This window comes from Allobosea sp. BK604, assembly GCF_004341515.1.
Classification (GTDB): Bacteria; Pseudomonadota; Alphaproteobacteria; order Rhizobiales; family Beijerinckiaceae; genus Allobosea.
In genome coordinates this window covers 173,246-191,260 of sequence record NZ_SLZF01000005.1, presented here as the reverse complement: position 1 = coordinate 191,260, position 18,015 = coordinate 173,246, and the positions used below count along the sequence as shown (strand labels likewise).

General features: G+C 66.5%; 13 protein-coding genes. 8 read left to right on the top strand and 5 right to left on the bottom strand.

The window, feature by feature from the left end; translation table 11 throughout:
• Positions 1-86 precede the first annotated feature (86 nt).
• Positions 87-1,721: an arylsulfatase gene (locus EV560_RS16750; RefSeq protein ID WP_131856930.1), complete on the bottom strand. Its 1,635-nt coding sequence runs from the start codon at positions 1,719-1,721 to the stop codon at positions 87-89.
• A 352-nt stretch (positions 1,722-2,073) separates the two neighbouring features.
• Here EV560_RS16750 and EV560_RS16745 point away from each other — a divergent pair, with 352 nt between their 5' ends.
• The 7 genes from EV560_RS16745 to EV560_RS16715 all read left to right on the top strand — a co-directional run bounded on the left by EV560_RS16745 (position 2,074) and on the right by EV560_RS16715 (position 12,845).
• A complete protein-coding gene (locus EV560_RS16745; protein WP_165923506.1) occupies positions 2,074-4,347 on the top strand; it encodes a sensor histidine kinase in 2,274 nt (757 codons plus the stop codon).
• Positions 4,348-4,353: 6 nt separating this feature from the next.
• On the top strand, positions 4,354-4,959 hold the full coding sequence (locus tag EV560_RS16740; protein WP_131856928.1) for a response regulator transcription factor: 606 nt from the start codon (positions 4,354-4,356) through the stop codon (positions 4,957-4,959).
• Positions 4,960-5,082: 123 nt separating this feature from the next.
• On the top strand, positions 5,083-5,451 hold the full coding sequence (locus EV560_RS16735) for a response regulator (RefSeq protein WP_248312088.1): 369 nt from the start codon (positions 5,083-5,085) through the stop codon (positions 5,449-5,451).
• A 136-nt stretch (positions 5,452-5,587) separates the two neighbouring features.
• On the top strand, positions 5,588-6,223 hold the full coding sequence (locus EV560_RS16730) for a CGNR zinc finger domain-containing protein (protein ID WP_131856926.1): 636 nt from the start codon (positions 5,588-5,590) through the stop codon (positions 6,221-6,223).
• A gap of 146 nt (positions 6,224-6,369) precedes the next feature.
• A complete protein-coding gene (locus tag EV560_RS16725; RefSeq protein WP_131856925.1) occupies positions 6,370-6,855 on the top strand; it encodes a Pycsar system effector family protein in 486 nt (161 codons plus the stop codon).
• Between the two features lie 126 nt (positions 6,856-6,981).
• Positions 6,982-10,719, top strand: coding sequence for a FecR domain-containing protein (locus tag EV560_RS16720; RefSeq protein ID WP_131856924.1), 3,738 nt, complete (start codon positions 6,982-6,984; stop codon positions 10,717-10,719).
• Between the two features lie 101 nt (positions 10,720-10,820).
• Positions 10,821-12,845, top strand: coding sequence for a CHASE2 domain-containing protein (locus EV560_RS16715; RefSeq protein WP_131856923.1), 2,025 nt, complete (start codon positions 10,821-10,823; stop codon positions 12,843-12,845).
• Between the two features lie 340 nt (positions 12,846-13,185).
• Here EV560_RS16715 and EV560_RS16710 read toward each other — a convergent pair whose 3' ends face one another.
• Both EV560_RS16710 and EV560_RS16705 read right to left on the bottom strand, forming a co-directional pair.
• The gene (locus tag EV560_RS16710) at positions 13,186-14,208 is read right to left on the bottom strand and encodes an amino acid ABC transporter substrate-binding protein (protein WP_131856922.1); all 1,023 of its coding nucleotides are present in this window, start codon (positions 14,206-14,208) and stop codon (positions 13,186-13,188) included.
• 29 nt (positions 14,209-14,237) lie between these two features.
• Complete coding sequence (locus EV560_RS16705) at positions 14,238-15,218, bottom strand: glycosylasparaginase (RefSeq protein WP_131856921.1); 981 nt, start codon at positions 15,216-15,218, stop codon at positions 14,238-14,240.
• A gap of 248 nt (positions 15,219-15,466) precedes the next feature.
• Between EV560_RS16705 and EV560_RS16700 the strand changes: the two genes are divergently transcribed.
• Positions 15,467-16,162, top strand: coding sequence for a GntR family transcriptional regulator (locus EV560_RS16700; RefSeq protein ID WP_131857260.1), 696 nt, complete (start codon positions 15,467-15,469; stop codon positions 16,160-16,162).
• A gap of 2 nt (positions 16,163-16,164) precedes the next feature.
• Here EV560_RS16700 and EV560_RS16695 read toward each other — a convergent pair whose 3' ends face one another.
• Both EV560_RS16695 and ugpE read right to left on the bottom strand, forming a co-directional pair.
• On the bottom strand, positions 16,165-17,094 hold the full coding sequence (locus EV560_RS16695) for an SMP-30/gluconolactonase/LRE family protein (RefSeq protein WP_131856920.1): 930 nt from the start codon (positions 17,092-17,094) through the stop codon (positions 16,165-16,167).
• Positions 17,095-17,165: 71 nt separating this feature from the next.
• Positions 17,166-18,014: a sn-glycerol-3-phosphate ABC transporter permease UgpE gene (gene ugpE, locus EV560_RS16690; protein WP_131856919.1), complete on the bottom strand. Its 849-nt coding sequence runs from the start codon at positions 18,012-18,014 to the stop codon at positions 17,166-17,168.
• Position 18,015: the final 1 nt, after the last annotated feature.

Here is an 18,015-nt window from a genome sequence, read left to right as displayed (position 1 = left end):
GGCCTTCAGCGCCTGCGCCGGGACGTCCTGGCGTCCTGGGGCGGCGGACGACTCGGCGCCCGCCACTCCATCTCGAACATGGCCGCCTATTTGGCCATCGCCGCTCTGGCCGCCTCGATCTTTGCCTTGACGGCATCGAGGTTGAAGCTCGCGCCCCGCTGCATCGGCGGGAACTGGATCGCGGTCATTGCCAGCTTCTCGACTTCGCTCTGGACGAAGACGAAGCGCCAGAATTCATATTTGAACCACTGGAAGTATTCCTGCGACCCGGACTTGGTCCCGTTCTCCGGCCAGCCCGTGCGCTCGAACGGGTCGAGGCGAAGATTGGTCAGGTAGGGCACGTCCACCTTGGTCTTGTCGCCGAGCCAGCCGCCGGGCTGGTCGATGAAGCGGTATTTGTAGTCGCCGATACGCACGGCTCCGAGCTCGCTCTCGCCGAAATACCAGATCTCGTTCCGGTTCGACGGACCCTTGCCGGTGATCATGTCCATCTGGTTGTAGCCGTCGAGATAGACCTTGTAGGTGCGGTCGCCGATCTGCTTGCCGTTCTTCAGCTCCTCGGTGATGTTCGGATTGCCGGCGGCGGCCAGGAATGTCGGGAACCAGTCGAGCCCTGAGATGACGCCGTTCTCGATCTTGCCGGCCGGCACCCGGCCGGGCCAGCGGATCATCGCCGGCGCGCGGAAGCCGCCTTCCATGATCGTGCCCTTGCTCTGCGCGAAGGGGGTCTGTCCGCCATCGGGCCAGGTGAAGACCTCGGTGCCATTGTCGGTGGTGAAGACGACGATGGTGTTGTCGTCGACGCCCATATCCTTCAGCTTCTGCATCAGCAGGCCGACATCGTCATCGAGCTGCGCCATGCCGGCTTCGTGGATGGACCAGCCGTTCCTGGAATTGCGCATCGCCTCATATTTCGGCGAGAGATGCGTGACGATGTGCATCCGGGTCGGATTGAGCCAGAGGAAGAACGGCTTGTTGTCCGCCTTGGCCTTGTCCAGGAACTTGAAGGACAGGTCGCGGATCTCGTCGTCCACGGTCTCCATGCGCTTCGGGCAGAGCTCGCCGGCATCCGCGATCGTCTGCTTGCCGACCTTGCCCCAGCGCGGATCGACCGTCGCATCGTCGGTTACCGACGCAAAGGAGTGGAGCATGTTGCGCGGTCCGACCTGCGCCCGCAGATCCTGCGGGTAATTGGGATGGCAGGGGTCTTCCATCGCGTCGAGATGGTAGAGATAGCCGAAGAACTCGTCGAAGCCATGCACGGTCGGCAGGAACTCGTTCCTGTCGCCGAGATGGTTCTTGCCGAACTGGCCGGTAGCGTAGCCCATGCCCTTGAGCGCGGTCGCGATCGTGACCGCCTGGGCCGGCAGGCCGGTGGGCGCGCCCGCCTGGCCGACCGTCGTCATGCCCGTGCGGATCGGCAGCTCGCCGGTGATGAAATTGGCGCGGCCAGCCGTGCAGCTCGCCTCGGCATAGTAATCGGTGAAGAGCATGCCTTCGGCGGCGAGCTTGTCGAGATTGGGCGTGCGCCCCGCCATCATGCCGCGATGGTAGGCGCCGATATTCCAGATGCCGATATCGTCTCCCATGACGACGACGATGTTCGGCCGTTGCTGCTGCGGCTGGGGCTGTGGCTGCTGCGCCAGCGCCGGCAGGCTCAAACCCGTGATCAGGGCGATACCGGCAGACAGACCGAGCCAGTTGCGTCGACAGATCTTCATGTCGGGCTTCCCTCTGCGCTCGATTTGGCCATGTCTCTCCCGTCGACGCGCACGGCATCCGTGGCGCCTGACGACGATGTGCGAGAGCGATCAGTCAGGCTCTACCGGTAAAGCGGGCGGCTCTCTACTGGACCATGGCCCAGTATCGGCCCGTCATCGCGGCCCCGGGCTGTCCGGGTCGATGCGAATGACGGTTCGCACGCGACGGCTGATCTGCGCCGGCTAGCAAGGAAGAGCGGGGTCGATTGAATCCGAGCGCTATTCGAAAGCAACTCGACAAGATGAAAGCAGCGCTGAATAATGGCGCTGCTTTGGGCTTCGAAACCTTCCACATGGCGCTGCGATGGGAAAGATGGAAGTTCGGCTGCAGCCTCGAGCCTGGACTATCGCGTCTCTCCTTGCGGCGGGCGGCCTGGCCCTGCTGGTGCTCGGATTGGCTGGGCCGGCCCGGTCGCAGCAGAGCCCATCGCGGATCCTGTTCCTGCACGCGTTCAACTATACCTTCCCCGCCACGAGCGCGATCAGCGAAGCCGCGCGCAAGCGGCTGCTCGAACGAGCCCCCCGCAAGATCGAGATCGACGCCGAGTTCCTCGATCTCGCGCGCCCGTCGGATGCCGGGCATGAAGAGCGCGTGGCCTCCTTCCTGCGCGAGAAATATGCCCGTTCGCCCCCCGATGTCGTGATGACATTGGGTAGCCTGGCCCTGCCGTTCATCGTCAAGCATCGCCCTGCGATCGCGCCCGCGGCCCCGGTCGTCTTCACCAGCATCTCGCCAGCGACCTATTCGGCCTCGAACGCCCCCGCCGACGTCACCGGAATCGTCACCGAGTTCAATCTCGACAAGACGCTGGCCCTGGCAGAGGCGCTCCAGCCCAAGGCGCGCCAGGTCGTGGTGATAGCGGGCAGCGGCGTCGTCGACCGCCGCTGGCAGGCAGAGGCGCGCAAGACCATGGCCGGCCGGAACGGAAAATTCGAGCCGACCTATCTGTTCGACCTGTCCTATGACGCGCTTGTCGCCGCCTTGGCGCAGGTTCCGCGCGACGCGATCGTGATCGTGCTGACGGTCTTCGCCGACGCAACCGGCAAGACCTTCGTTCCGGCGGAAGTGGCCGCTGCGCTCTCTGCGCTCTCGCCGGCTCCGGTCTATTCGCCCTATGACACCTATCTCGGCCATGGCACCGTCGGCGGCTTCATCGAGACCTTCGAATCCGTCGGCGTCGCCGCGGCCGACCTCGCCCTCGAGATCATCGGCGGCAAGGATCCGGCGACGCTGCCGCCACGGGTCAATCCCGGGCAGGCCTACCGGGTTGATTCCAGGGCGATGGCGCGCTGGAACCTGCGCGAGCGCGATCTCCCGGCCGATACCGCCATCCTGTTCAAGCATCAGAGCATCTGGGATCAGCACCGTGACCTCGTGCTCGCGGCCTTCGGCGTCTCCGCGTTGCAGATGACCGTTGCCGGCGCCCTGCTGATCCAGAGGCGCCGCCGGCAACGCGCCGAGACCCTGCTCAAGGAGAGCGAGGAGCGCATGACCGTCACGGCCGCCTCCGTCAATCTCGGGCTCTGGCAGTTCGATCGCAAGACCAACGAGCTCTGGGCGACCGGGCATTCCCGGGCTCTCTTCGGGCTCGCCGATGATGTTCCGCTCACCCGTGATGCGCTCCTGGCCGCGATCCATCCCGAGGATCGCGGGCCGGCCTTGGCCTCGCTCAGCCGGGCGGCCGGCGCCGACCGGTCGGCCGTCGCGGATGTTCGTGTCGCGCGCGAGGGCGAGCCGCGCTGGATCCGCATCCGGGCTCACGCGCACGCGGACGAGAAAGGCGCTCCGAAACAGCTCAGCGGCATCTTCATCGACATCACCGAGCAGAAGACCGCCGAAATGGAGACTGCGCTGCAGCGCCAGGAGGTCGCGCATCTCATGCGGGTCTCCGTGCTCGGCGAGCTTTCGGGCGCTATCGCCCATGAGATCAACCAGCCGCTGACGGCAATCCAGTCGAATGCGGAAACCGGCCTGTGCCTGCTTGCGGTCAGCGCGCCGGACCTCGCCGAGCTCCGCGATGTCCTGCAGGATATCGTGGACGACAACCGCCGGGCCAGCGCAGTGATCCAGCGCCTGCGCAACCTGCTCAGGAAGGGCGAGACCACGCCGGTCGCCATCGACATCAACGAGCTCGTCACCTCGACGCTGGCCTTGCTCAACCATGAACTGATCGGCCGCAAGATCAGCGTCGATCTCGTGCTGGGAGCCGGATTGCCCGCCACGATGGCGGACGCCGTTCAATTGCAGCAGGTTCTGCTCAACCTGCTGATGAACGCCATGGACGCGATGGCGTCCACCCCGATGAGCGCCGGCCGGCATATCGCCGTATCGACGCTCATGGCAGCGGGGGGCAGGGTCGAGATCCGTGTGAAGGATAATGGCTCCGGCATCCAGCCGGACGTGGAGAGCCGGATTTTCGAACCCTTCTACACGACCAAGCCGAACGGCCTGGGCCTGGGGCTCGCCATCTGCTCGACGATCGTCGAGGCCCATGGCGGCGAGATGGTGCTTTCGAATGATGAAGCAGGCGGGGCGGTGGCGAGACTTGTCCTGCCCGCGCGAAAAGCGCTGATAGCAGCCGAGTGAGTGCCGATGTTCACGGTCTTTCTTGTCGATGACGATGCCGGTGTGATCAAGGCGCTGTCGCGCCTCGTCCAGGTCCGGGGATACAGCGCGGCACCCTATACCTGCGCCAGGGCATTTCTCGACGATCACGATGCCGCCGTCCCCGGCTGCGCCATCCTCGACGTCGCCATGCCCGATCTCGACGGGCTCGAGCTTCAGCAGGCGCTGACGGCCAGGGGTATCGCCCGTCCGATCATATTCCTCACCGGGAATGGCGATATCCCGATGACCGTGCGCGCGATGAAGGCGGGCGCCGTCGATTTCCTGACCAAGCCGGTCAGTGTCGATGATCTCATGGCCGCGATCGAGCGTGCGCAGGACGTGGATTCACGGGCCCGGCAAGCCCAGGCCGAGCTCGACCTGGCCGAAAGCAGGATTGCGAAGCTGACGCCGCGCGAGCGCGAGGTCCTCACCCATGTCGTCGCGGGACGGCTGAACAAGCAGATCGCCTATGAGCTCGGCACTGTCGAGAAGACCATCAAGTTTCACCGCGGCTCGATCATGAAGAAGCTCGGCGTCCGCATGGTCGCCGACCTCGTGCGGCTGGCCGAGAAGGCCGGCATTTCCAAATGAGCGTCGGCCCCTGGGGGCTGTCCTCCCCTATGAGGACAGACCCTAGTCCAACGGTCAGCTCGACAACCGATGGGAACAGCCACAGGGTTGGCCATGGCCCACGGTTCCTCATGGATCGCTATCGTGGACGACGATCCGTCCGTGCTGAAATCGCTGAGCCGGGCGCTGCGCATTCGCGCGTTCGAGGCCAGGACCTTCAGCTCGGCGCGCGACTTCCTGGCCGCCCTGGCCACGGAGCTCCCATCCTGCCTGATCGTCGACGTGCAGATGCCGAGAATGACCGGCCTTGAGCTTCACCATCACCTGGCGCGGACGGGCGTCCATATCCCGACGATCGTGATCACGGCCTATGAGGATGCCCGCGTTCGGGACATGTCCCAGCCGTCGGATATCGTCGCGGTGCTCTCGAAGCCCTTGCGAAATGCGGCCCTTTTCGACGCGATCGCGCTGGCGCTCAGCCCCGGCTCGAGCCGCAATGGCGGGCACGCATGAGCAGCGCCTGGCGAGCGCCGCTTCGCGATCGCCGGCAATAAGTCCGGAGCGGTCCGGAGATCGCTCCAGGCTGCCGGGCTCGCAGGCGTCACAACCTGCTTGAAAAACCACTTAAATATATATAGGCGGTTACTTCATGTCCGAAGCACCTCTCCCTGCCAGCCGCGCTGCGAGCCTGCCGCTGATCGCGAGCGAGCTGGCGCTGGATTTCACCAATTCGGTGGCCGACCGGGGCGGGCCGCAGCATGCCGAATACCTGCATAGCGGCAGCGACATCATCCTGTGGGCCCACCACGCCCAGCTGCTGAGCGACGACGACAGGGATGGAGCCCTGGCGCTTGTCGGCGCCGACGAGGCGCTGGGCTCCCTGCTGCTCGCCGAAGCGCATGCCTTGCGGGAGACGATCTATGAGATCGGAGCTGCGCTGGCCCGACGCGAGACGCCACGGGAGGAAGACCGGGCCGCGCTGACGGCGTTCCACGCCCGTTGTCTCGGCAAGGCAAGGCTCTCCGCCAGCAATGACAGCTTCGCCTGGACCTGGGAGCCGCGCACAGCGCTCATCGAGGCCGTGCTCGGACCGATCGCGCTCTCTGCCCTGAGCATGCTCACGCAGCAGGATCTCGCCCGGGTCAAGCGCTGCGAGGGTGAGCATTGTGGCTGGCTGATCTTCGACACCACCAAGAACAGGCGGCGGCGCTGGTGCGAGATGGAGGTTTGCGGCAATCGCGCCAAAATACGGGCCTTCAGGGCGCGCAAGCTCGAAGCAACCTGACGGCACCTCAAGTTATCGAAAGAACAGAGGCTGACATTGCGCGCCAACCTGCCGAAAGGCGTGGCGCGTTGTTGATGTATCCCAAAAATAACTTGCAAGCGGGCGCGGGCTGACGCAAATGCCGCGTATAAAAGGGGCGGGCTAGAATGGCTGAAGACTGGGCCAGGGAGCGGGCTGAGAAATCGCTCTCGCAGATGATCGATTGGATCGGCCGGCATGATAGTCGCAGCGCCGGTCTCATGGGTATCACCGTGGCGATGATGGGGGCGTTGTCGGCGGCAACACCGGCAATCAAGCAGTGGAGCAACCTCTTCACCTTCGCCTTGATTGTAACGGCCTGTGGTTTTGCGATGGTTCTCTACCAATTGATGCGCGGCCAGATTCCCCGCATGCGGGCAGGAAAACCGTCGCTGTCCTTCTTTGGGACCGTGGCGGCGATGCCGCAGGACGAGTTTCGCAGCCGGTTCGTTGCGATGACCGAGGAAGAATACCTCGATGACCTCCTGAGCCAGTGCTACGTCAACGCGCGAATTCTTCGCTCGAAGTTTCGTTGCTTGAAGCGAGGCCTGATCAGCTTGTTGCTGACGGCGATCCCGTGGGCCTGGGCGATATCACTGGCGAAATCACTTTAGGGCAGCAGGCGACGCGATCGCCGGGCAGGTGTTGCCTGGACGATACAGCGGGACGCCGTGCTGCGTCTTATAGGCTGTAACTGGCATAAATCATTTAGACGGTTACAGGGCGGTTTGGGGGGCCTCATGTTTCGTAGCGTTGTCAGCCGGGGATTGACCGGCCTCCTCCTCGTGACCATTGCTCCGCAGGCGCTTGCGCAGGAGCCGCTGCCACGGTCCACGGCTCGCGCCGGCGCGATCGTGTCCGCCAAGGGCGGCGAGGAGCTTCAGCTGCCGCGCGAGGCGCTTTGGCATCCTGCCGTCGTGCGGCAGGACGTCATCGGCGGCGACACGCTGCGGACGGGCGAGATCGGCACGCTCGGCATCACCTTCCAGGACCAGACGACCATCCGCGTCGGCCGCCAGTCGACGCTCGTCGTCAACCAGATCGCCACGGCGACGGGAAATACGGAGCTGACGCTCCCGACCGGAAATGTCTGGGCCCGCGCCTCGCGCGGCGGCACAGGCGTGACGGTGAAGACGCCGGCGGCCTCGGCCGCGATCCGTGGCACCGACTGGTCGCTCTCTGTCCAGGGCGACCGGACCTCGCTGGTCGTGCTCGAAGGCGTCGTCGAGTTCAGCAACCCCCAGGGCTCGGTCACCGTCTACCAGGGCGAGGGCGCGAGCGCGCGTATCGGCGAGCGCCCGACCAAGACGATTCTGGTGCGGCCGGACGACCGCGAGCAGATGCTGTTCTACATGGAGCTGCGCGGCCTGTTCCGCGGGCTTCCGGCGACGCGGCTCGACGGCGCGGCGCGGCGCAACGAGCGGGCAAGGCTCGCGGCCATCCCGGTCTCAGCCCGGACAACCGAGGACTGGGTGGCGATCGCCGAGAACGGTTTCGGGCAGGACCCGCGCGATGTGGTGCTGCAGGCAGTGGCCGAGGCTCGCCGCCGCCTGGGCCAGCGCCCCGCCTTCGAGCCCGGCCCCGATGACGACTGGACGGCGGGCGGAACCGGCGCCCGGCGCCCGGCGGGCAACCGCGCCAGCCTGAGCGCGCGCCTCGATCTGGTCGAGGCGATGCTCGCGGGCTCGGCCAAGCGCTACAAGGAGGCCGCTGCCCTGTTCGCCCGCGCGGAGAAGGGGACCTCCGGCCGTCAGCGCCTGACGGCGCAATGCGGCTATTACGCAGCCGCGACCATGGCCAATCCCAAGCATGTCCTGCCGATGCCGCGCGTCGGCGGCGCCGATCAGAATGTCTGCGCGGCCTATGTCATAGGCTTCGGCAAGGGGCTCGACGATGCCGAGAAGGTGCTGCGGCAGACGGAGAAGAGCGCGCCCCGGCATCTGCTCTCCTCGATGCTCTCCGCCCAGGTCTCGCTGCTGCTGAACCGGCGGGACGAGATGAGGAGCACGGTCGAGCGCATGCGTGCGACCGACCCGGACGCCCCGGAAACCCTGCTGGCTTCGGGCTATCTGAAGAGCGCCATCGACAGCGACGTCGACGGGGCCGTCGCCGATTTCACGCGCGGCGTCGCGGTGGCGCCGGGCGATTCCGAATTGTGGAACGGGCTCGGCCTCGCCGAATCCGCCCGCGACGCAGCACTCGAAGCCGAACGCGCGTTCCGGCAGGCCATCGCCGTCGATCCGCAGAACCCGGTCCCCTATGCCAATCTGGCGATCCTGCTGCTCGACCAGAGCCGCGTCGACGAGGCGGGCAAGCTGATCGACAAGGCGCTCGCGCTCGATCCCTCGCTCGACGCCGCCTACACGGCCAAGGGGCGCTACTACCTGCAGAAGGGCGACATGGCGAAAGCCATGGAATTCGTGCTCGCCGGCAGCGCGGCGAACCCCGCCAGTGCGCAGGGCCTGCTGGCGGTGGCGATCACCCAATATCAAAGCGGCGATCTCGAGCTTGCCGGTCAGGCGCTCGACAATGCCGACCGGCTCGACAAGAGCGATCCGGTCACCTCGATCGTGCGGACCGCGATCGCGGTCGATCAGCTCGAGGCCGATGCCGCGATCATCAATGCGCGCGAGGCGGTGCGGCGTTACCGCAACCGTGGCGGCTTCTTCGCCGGCATCGCCACCACCAAGACCGGCGGCTCCTATCTCGGCCAGGCCTATCGTCTGCTCAACCTCGAGGAATGGGGCCGCTTCTATACCGACCGCGTCGCCGATCCGTTCAGCGCCACCAGCTATTTCGACCAGTCGCTGGCGCGCCAGGGACGCCCGTTCTTCACACGCCCGACACTCGAGCAGATCCAGGGCAGCGCCGCCGACGGCGCCGGGAACCTGGTGCTTCAGGGCCTCTTCTTCGATCCGCTGGCCGTCGCCGGGCGCCTCGGCCGCATCGACCTGCTGCGCCGGCCCTTCATCGATGCCGAGATCGGCGGCTCCCTGATCCGCCGCAACGGCCGCAATGGCTGGCAAAGCGATGCGACGGTCTCGGCCTTCAGCAACGAGCCCGTGCCGACCTCGGTGTCGCTGTCCTATAACCGGATCGACAGCAGCAATCGCCGTGGCCGGGCCGGCGGCGAGGACGCCCAGACGGCAGCCGCCTTCGTCGGCATCGCGCCGAGCGCCGCCGACCGCTTCCTGCTCTGGGGTACGGCGAGTTCGGCGAAGCCGGACATCATCGCCCCGGCGATCACCCTGTTCGACGCCGACAGCAAGAGCGTGAAGGCCTATCAGGCCGGCGCGGGCTGGAGCCACACCTTCGGCTACCGCAACGTCCTGACGGGAGCGGTGGTGGCGAGCCGCGCCGACCAGTCGGAGCGCCGGTTCGCCATCGATGGCGGGTTCACCAACACCGTCGTTCCGCTGTTCTACCTGCTCGATGGCCGGCAGCGCAGGGACGCAAAGGTCGATGCGCTGACCGCGGCGCTGGGCCATACCTACGGCTTCGGCGATTTCACCTTGCGCAGCGGCCTCGAGGGCTCGAGCGGGCGCATTCGGAATTTCAGCCGGGCTAGCCTGACAGGCACCATCCCCGACACCGGCTATTCCGAAAGCGACGAGACCTTCGACGGCACCCGTTCCAGCTTCCGCGCCGGGCGCGCCTATACCAACCTGCAATGGCAGCCCTCGGACAGGTTCCAGGTCGAGGGCGGCATCCAGGTCCTCGGGCTCGACCTGAGCACCTCGGCCTCCAAGACCTATGTCGATCCGCGCATCGGCGTCGCCGTCTCGCCGGTCGATGGGCAATGGCTCCGCGCGGCCTGGCGGCGCGATACCGAGGCGTTCAGCGGCTTCACCCTGTCGCCGATCACCACAGTCGGGCTCATCCCCAACGCATTGCCGGTCCAGCTCGGCGGCAGCAAGGAGACGATGGCGCTGCGCTGGGATGCCGAGTGGACGAAGCACATCTTCACCGCGGTTGAGTACCAGAGCCAGCGCGCCGGCAACCTGCGCCTCGATTTCTCCGATACGCTCGAAGGCATCGACCTGCGCAAGGCCCGGATCGACTATCTCACTGCGACCGCCAATATCTGGCTGACCCATGGCATCGGCGTCTTCGGCACGGTCGGCATGGCCGATTCCAGCACGCTCGACGGCAGCGGCGCCAAGGTCGACGTGCCCTTCGTGCCGCGCCGCTTCGCCCGGGCGGGCGTCACCTTCGTCCATCCCAGCCGGATCACCTTCTCGGTGATCGAGAACTATATCGGCGAGCGCTATGACGGCGTCAGCGGGCTCAAGCTCGACCCGTTCTGGACCACCGATCTGACGGCGAGCTACGAGACGCCGGACCGGCGCTTCCTGTTCGGCCTGTCCCTGCTCAACGTCTTCGACAAGCGCTACGAGCAGGTCGCGGCAACCGCCACCAGCGAGGCGATCCCGGGCGCAAGCCGCACGATCGCCGGCTCGATCAAGGTCCGCTTCTAGAGCATTTTCGAGCGAAGTGGACACCGGTTCGCGTGAAGGAAATGCGTCAAGACAAAGAGATAGAGCCCTTCCGCAATTCGGAGAAAAGCGGAAGGGCTCTGATGACCGGCGCCGCGTCTGTCCGGGGCAGGGCCGCCGCGGCGCTCCATCAGCGCTATCGGGCCTTGCAAAAGGGGCTGCGCGACCGGCCTCGGCTGCGCAACCTGCTGCTCGCCGCCCTGGTTTCGGTTCTTGCGATCGGGCTGCATGGGCGCGCCGGCATCCGCATCGTCGAGGCACGGGTCTTCGACATCCTGGCGACGATCGCACCACCGCAGCCGGCCGCGCCCGGCGCGATCATCGTCGCCATCGACGAACCCTCCTTCACCGAGCTCTCGGAGCGCTGGCCCTGGCCGCGGGACCTTCATGCCAGGCTCGTCGAAAGCCTGAAGCACGCGGGCGCCCGGACGATCGGCATCGACATCGTCTTCGCCGAACCCTCGACGCCTGCCGCCGACGGGGCGCTCGCCGCCGCGCTCGGCCCCGGGCAGGTGCTCGCCGCCGATCGCGAGGTGATCGCGATGGAGCAGGGCACCCAGGTCTCCCGCATCGGGCCCCTGGCGGCCTTGACCGCCAACGGCGCGGGCTCGGGCGTGACCTCGGTCGATCTCGACAGCGACGGCGTCCTGCGGCGCATGCCGTCGATCGAAGACAGTTTTGCCGCGGCAATCCTGCGCGCCAATGGCGAGGCGGTGCCCGCGACCCCGGCACGCCCGTTGATCCAGTATCTCGGCGGCGCCAGGACCTACCCGACCGTGTCCTACTATCAGGCGCTCGATCCGGCCGCCTTCCTGCCGCCCGGCATCTTCAAGGACAAGACGGTCCTGGTCGGGCTGAGTCTCAAGGCGGCGCCGACGGTCGAGAGCGGTGGCAATGACGCCTTCGAGACGCCGTTCTCGATGAAGTCGGGCACGCTCACGGCCGGCGTCGAAATCCATGCCACGATCCTCGACAACCTGCGCCACGGCCTCTGGATCACGCCGGCGCCGCTCAGCGCGATCGGCCTGGCGGTCCTCGCCTGTGCCTTGCTCGGCTGCGGCACCGGCTCGGGCGCGATCACCTGGCGGACCGGCGTCGTCGCGGCGGCCGGGCTTGTCGCGATCATCGGCGCGAGCTGGCTGCTGCTGCGCTTCGGCCGGGTCTGGCTGCCGCCGGTGACGCCGGCACTCGCAGCCGTCACCGGCTTTGGGGCGCGCTTCGGCCTGGACTATGCGCGCGAGCGCCGGCTTCGCGCCGCGGTGTCCGAGGCGTTCTCGCGCTATGTCACGCCCGCGCTCGTCGCGGAGCTTGCCCGCAACCCGGATTCACTCAAGCTCGGCGGCGAGCGGCGTGAGCTCAGCATCCTGTTCTGCGACGTGCGCGGCTTCACCAGCCTCTCCGAACGGCTCAAGGACGATCCCGTCCAGTTGACCGGTATCATCAACCGGCTGCTCGATGCGCTGTCCGAGCAGGTGCTCGAGGCGCGCGGTACGATCGACAAATACATGGGCGATTGCGTCATGGCCTTCTGGAACGCGCCGCTGCCGGAACCGGCCCATGCAAAGGCGGCGGTGGCGGCGGCCATGCAGATGGCACGGGCGGTCGAACGCCTGAATGCCGAGCTTCAGGCCGAGGGCCTCGATCTGCCGCCTCTGGCTGTCGGCGTCGGCGTCAACACAGGCAGCTGCGTCGTCGGCAATATCGGGTCACGCTGGCGCTACGACTATTCCGTCCTGGGCGACGCCGTGAACCTGGCCTCGCGCCTCGAAGGAATGACCAAGGACTATGCCGTTACGATCATCATCGGCGAAGGCACCGCCCGCGCGATCGAGGACAGTTTCTTCGTCTTCGAACTCGACCGGATAGCGGTTCGCGGTCGCAGCCAGGCGACGCCGATCTTCACGGTGCTCGGCCCGGCCGCCGGGCGTGCGGGCGATGGCGGCCGTGCGCTGATGGAGGCCCAAGGGCGTCTCCACGCTGGGGCCGCTCAGGCGGACACGGCGCAACGCCTCGCGGCGCTCGATGCGGTCGAGGCCGCCTGGCCTGATCTCGCCGGCTATTGCGCGCGGATGAGGGAGATCCTGGCGGAACGCGATGCACAGCTCTGAGCCAGCCGCGTCAGGCCGATGCTGCTGGGATCGCCTATGTCGAGGCGATGGGGCTGAGCGTCCAGGGCTTTGCCCGGCCGTAGGAGGCTGGGGTTCCGCAATCCAGGTTTCTGGCTGATGCTCGGGCGCTCCCCTGTCACTGAGGAGCGCAAGCTCCGAAGCAATCCAGGGGGACGTAGCGCGCTGTCGCCCTTGGATTGCTTCGCGGAGCCTGCACTCGGGCTTGCCGAATGCAAGACCCGGGTGCTCGCAATGACGGCCGAGCGTTTGGGGCCTTGCGAATTCGTCGCCGGAACGGCTCGACAGGTCATCGCCGAGCCGCTCGAGGGTCCGGCCGCGATCAGCGCACCGGCGGGGCGAACTGGATGCCGCCCTTGGACCAGAGGTTGTTCAGCCCGCGCGGCAGGTTGATCCGGCTCTTTGACCCGAGATTGCGCTCATAGGACTCGCCGTAATTGCCGACATGCCGGACGATCCGGGCGATCCAGTCCTGGGTCAGGCCGAGCCCCGTGCCGAAATTGCCCTCGACACCGAGCAGCCGGCGCACCTCGGGATTCTCCGACTTCAGCATCTCCGCCAGATTCGCCTGGGTGACGCCGAGTTCCTCGGCATTGATCATGGCGAAGACGGTCCAGCGCACGATGTCGAACCACTCGTCGTCGCCCTGGCGGACATAGGGGCCGATCGGCTCCTTGGAGATGATTTCGGGCAGGAGGACGTGCTCGGCCGCGTCGGCCATCTTCAGCCGATATGAGACGAGCTGGGAGATATCGGTCGAGATCGCATCGCAGCGCCCGCTCTCATAGGCCTTGACGGTCTCGTCGATTCCCTGGAACGCCACGACCTCATATTTCATCTTGTTGACGCGGAAATAGTCGGCGAGGTTCAGCTCGTTGGTCGTTCCCTGCACGGTGCAGATCGACGCGCCGTCCAGCTCCTTCACCGACTTGATTCCGCTTTTGGCGCGGACCTGGAAGCCCTGGCCGTCATAATAGTTCACCGCCGTGAAGTTCAGCCCCTGGCCGGCATCTCGGCTGAGCGTCCAGGTCGTCGTGCGCGGGAGAACGTCGATCTCGCCCGTCTGCAGTGCCGTGAGCCGGTCCTTGCTCGCGAGCGGGACGAACTTGATCTTGTTGGGGTCGTCGAAGATCGCCGCAGCCAGCGCCCGGCAGACGTCGACGTCGAGCCCCGTCCAGTTGCCCTGTCCGTCCGCCAGGCTGAAGCCGGCAATGCCGGTGCTCGTGCCGCACACCAGCTGGCCGCGCTGCTTGACGCGCTCCAGCGTGGTTTCGGCGCGCGCGGCCGTGCCCATCAGGAGGGACCCGGCGAAAGCGGTCAGGAGAAGCCTGCTTGGCGTGAACATGATCGGTGTCCTCGAAGGGGAGCGCTGGGTCAAAGGCCCATCTGCTCGTAGCGGCGATGGGCGGTCGGCTTGGGGGCGGGGTCTTCGCTGATCGCGATGATCTCGCAGGGATGGCTCGACGGGGCGGCCTCGCCCTCGCGCCAGAGCCAGTAATGATTCTCGGGCAGGCCGTTGACGGCCACGACCTTGTGGCCGCCGGCAGCGTCGATCGCGTGGATCGTCACGCGTCCGATCAGGCCGCCCTTGAGCGCGCGCATGTCCTCGACGGCTTCGTGCACCGCCGCTTCGACGCTCATGCCCATCTTCATGTAGAGGACGACCGCCCGCGAGGTGCCGGCGCGGATGCTCATCTCGCCGACGCCGGTGCAGGCGCAGGCGCCGTAGCTGCTATCCGCATAGGAGCCCGCACCGATGATCGGGCTGTCGCCGAGCCGGCCCGGATATTTCCAGCCCCAGCCCGAAGTGCTCGTGCCGGCGCCGATGTGGCCCTGCGCGTCCCGGGCGAGGAAGACGGTGGTGTCGCGGCCGATCTCGGGGTCGATCGCCTGCTTGCAGAGCTCCGCCATCGGCACATCCGGCCATGCGGCCTGCTCGGCCTTGCCGACCTCGTCGCGGAACCAGCGCTGCCAGGCGCTGCGCGCATGCGGCATCAGCAACTCGCCGGCCTCGGCCCCGATCTCGGCGGCGAAACGCTGCGCGCCGGCGCCGACCAGCAATTCATGTGGCAGCCTTTCCATGACCTGGCGCGCGATGCTGACCGGGTGGAGATAGCCGGTGAGGGCGCCGACCGCGCCGGTGCGCAGGCTGGTGCCGTCCATCATGGAGGCGTCGAGCTCGACCTCGCCCAGGAGATTGGGCCAGCCGCCGCGCCCGACCGTGCGCACCGTCTCGCTCGCCTCGACGAGCCGGATGCCGGCCTCGATCGCATCCAGGGCCGCCGCACCGCCCGCGAGCGCCGCGGCCGTGGCCGCGATGCCGCAGGCCCCCTCGTTATTGCTGATGGCGATCACAGGTTCGTTGTCCGTCGCGATTGAATATTGAATTCAATCCTCATTACGGCGACTCTTTCGGGAGCGCAAGACAGTGGCGTGAGGCCCGGATATCTCAGGATTATGCTTGGCAATCCGCAATATCGGCGTGCCGCGACTGGATGCAATCCAATCTGCGTGCTAGCCTCGTCGCCTCTGAAAATCGAATTTGGCGGTGGGCCGGGGCAGCGATCGCCTCAGGCGCCAATCGCAATGAACCTGCTCGGACCATGACCGATACCATTCTTTCGAACAGAATATCCGGACTTCAGCGCCAGACGACGACGGCGCGCGTCGTAGCGCTGTTGCGGGATCAGATCCTGTCCGGCGCTTTGCCGGAGGGGATGCAACTGCGTCAGGAGAAGCTGGCAAGCGAGCTCGGCGTCAGTCGGGTTCCGATCCGCGAGGCTCTCTGCCAGCTCGAGGCCGAGGGGCTCGTCACGCAGGAATCGCACAAGGGTGCGGTCGTTTCCGGATTGTCGATCGACGATCTCGAGGAGGCCTACGAGATCCGGGCGCGCCTCGAGACCTGGCTGCTGGAGCTGTCGATGCCGCTGCTGACGCAGCAGCACTATGCCAGGGCCGAGGAACTGCTCGCCGAGATGGAGGCCAACCAGCAGGACGAGCACTGGTCGAGCCTGAACTGGCGTTTCCACGCGGCGCTCTATGCCCCGGCGAATCGGCCGCAGACCCTGGAGCTCATTCGCAAGCTCTATCTCAATGCCTACCGCCATTTCCCGCTGCCGATCCGGTTGACCGGCGGACGGGAGCGTATGCACCGCGAGCATCAGCTCCTGCTCGACCTGTGCCGGCAGGGGGATATCGAGCGCGCCAAGGATCACCTGGAGCAGCACATCCTGATGGGGGCTCGCCAGCTGATCAGCCGGCTAAAGGCTCTACGAGTGCGCGACGAAGGCGCCGCTTAAGCTCACATGCCTCGATGCGAGAACATTGGCTGGCCGGCGACGGGCAGCCTGGCGCGCAGGATGCTGCCCGTCTCGCCCTCGGTGATGAAGAGCTCGCGCCCGTCCGGGCCGCCGAAGGCCATGTTGGTGGTATGCAGGCCGTGCGGTGACTGGACGCGATAGAGCGGCTGCCCGGTCCGGTCGAAGATCCAGACCGCGCCGATGCCGATATGGGCCACGACCAGCCCGTCATCGGCGGTGAGCGCCAGCCCGTCCGGCCCCATGCCGCCCGAAAGCTGGATGGAGATGCCGACCTTCGCCGTCGAGCCGTCCTTGAGGAACGGCATCCGCCAGACGCTGTTGCCGCGTGTCGCCGCGACATAGAGCGCGCTCTCGTCGGCGTTCATCACCAGCCCGTTCGGGCTCGGGACATTGTCGATCAGGCAGGTGAGCCGACCCTCCGGCGTCAGCCGGTAGACCCGGCCGTTCGGATCCTGCAGGCCGCTGAGGCCCTGGTCGGTGAAGTAGAGATCGCCATTGCCCGCGAAGAACAGGTCGTTGACGGCGCGGAAGCGCTCGATCCCGGCCCGCACGAGATAGGGCTCGATACGCCCACTCGCCGGGTCGAGCAGCATGATGCCGTGCTTGTGGTCGGCGACGAAGATGCGCCCGTCGCGATGGATCTTCAGCCCGTTCGGCCAGCCGTCATATTCGCAGACGACATGGAAGCGGCGCTCGGCATCGAGCTTGAGGATGCGCCCGTTCGGGATGTCGACGCACCAGAGATTGCCGTCCCGGTCGAAGGAGGGGCCTTCGAGGACGCAGGTCATCGACGAGCCCGGCGGCTGGCCCTCGGCGAAGCCGGTCGCGATGCGCGACGGCTCGCGCAGGGCAGGGGGCAAGGTCGCGTAGATCTCGGCCTCGATGACCGGGGGAGCACCATAGAACGACATCGGCAGGTCCTTGAGTTGCGGCTAAGGGCCGGAAAAGCGTGCAGTCCATGCACGAAACCACGGCCGATGCGCTATTTCTCGGTCTCGAACAGTCCCTTGACGAACTGCTTCTGCATGACCGCGACGACGATGACCGGGGGCAGCAGCGCCAGGATCACGGTGCCCATGACGAGGTGCCATTGCGGCTGGAAGTCCGAGGCGCGGGCGAGGCGCTGGATGCCCATGATCACCGTGTAATAGCCGGTATCCTTGGTCATCAGCAGCGGCCAGAGATACTGGTTCCAGCCATAGACGAAGGTGATGACGAAGAGCGCGGCGATATTGGTCCGCGACATCGGGATCAGCACCCACCAGAGGAAGCGCAGCGGCCCGGCGCCGTCGATGCGGGCCGCTTCCGTCAGCTCGTCCGGCACCGTCATGAACACCTGCCGGAACAGGAAGGTCGCGGTCGCGCTGGCGATCAGCGGCAGCGACAGGCCGGTATAGCTGTCGAGCAGGCCGAAGCTCGCCACCACCTCATAGGTCGGCAGGATGCGGACCTCGACCGGCAGCATCAACGTGGCGAAGATGATCCAGAAGGCGAGCACCCGGAACGGGAACTGGAAATAGGTGATCGCGAAGGCCGAGAGCAGCGAGATCGCGATCTTGCCGAAGGTGATCGCCAGCGCGACCACGAGGCTGTTGAACAGCATCGGCCCGATCGGCGGCAGGCCATAGGAGCGCATGCCCTCGCCGAGCAGGAGCTTGTAATTGTCGATGATCTGGGGGCCGGGCCAGAGCGGCAGGCCGGTCAGGCTGCGCGACAGGTCATGGGTCGAGGCGACGAAGGCCATGTAGACCGGCAGGACCATCAGCGCGGAGCCGATGATCAGCACTGCGTGACTGGCGACCTTACCCGGGCGGAGACGCGTTACGGTCATG

Excerpts from the sequence above, each read along its gene's own strand:
- EV560_RS16720 (WP_131856924.1), top strand. The coding sequence starts at position 6,982 with ATGTTTCGTAGCGTTGTCAGCCGGGGATTGACCGGCCTCCTCCTCGTG.
- EV560_RS16730 (WP_131856926.1), top strand. The coding sequence starts at position 5,588 with ATGTCCGAAGCACCTCTCCCTGCCAGCCGCGCTGCGAGCCTGCCGCTG.
- EV560_RS16700 (WP_131857260.1), top strand. The coding sequence starts at position 15,467 with ATGACCGATACCATTCTTTCGAACAGAATATCCGGACTTCAGCGCCAG.
- EV560_RS16745 (WP_165923506.1), top strand. The coding sequence starts at position 2,074 with ATGGAAGTTCGGCTGCAGCCTCGAGCCTGGACTATCGCGTCTCTCCTT.
- EV560_RS16710 (WP_131856922.1), bottom strand. The coding sequence starts at position 14,208 with ATGTTCACGCCAAGCAGGCTTCTCCTGACCGCTTTCGCCGGGTCCCTC.
- EV560_RS16725 (WP_131856925.1), top strand. The coding sequence starts at position 6,370 with ATGGCTGAAGACTGGGCCAGGGAGCGGGCTGAGAAATCGCTCTCGCAG.
- ugpE (WP_131856919.1), bottom strand. The coding sequence starts at position 18,014 with ATGACCGTAACGCGTCTCCGCCCGGGTAAGGTCGCCAGTCACGCAGTG.
- EV560_RS16750 (WP_131856930.1), bottom strand. The coding sequence starts at position 1,721 with ATGAAGATCTGTCGACGCAACTGGCTCGGTCTGTCTGCCGGTATCGCC.
- EV560_RS16695 (WP_131856920.1), bottom strand. The coding sequence starts at position 17,094 with ATGTCGTTCTATGGTGCTCCCCCGGTCATCGAGGCCGAGATCTACGCG.
- EV560_RS16715 (WP_131856923.1), top strand. The coding sequence starts at position 10,821 with ATGACCGGCGCCGCGTCTGTCCGGGGCAGGGCCGCCGCGGCGCTCCAT.
- EV560_RS16740 (WP_131856928.1), top strand. The coding sequence starts at position 4,354 with ATGTTCACGGTCTTTCTTGTCGATGACGATGCCGGTGTGATCAAGGCG.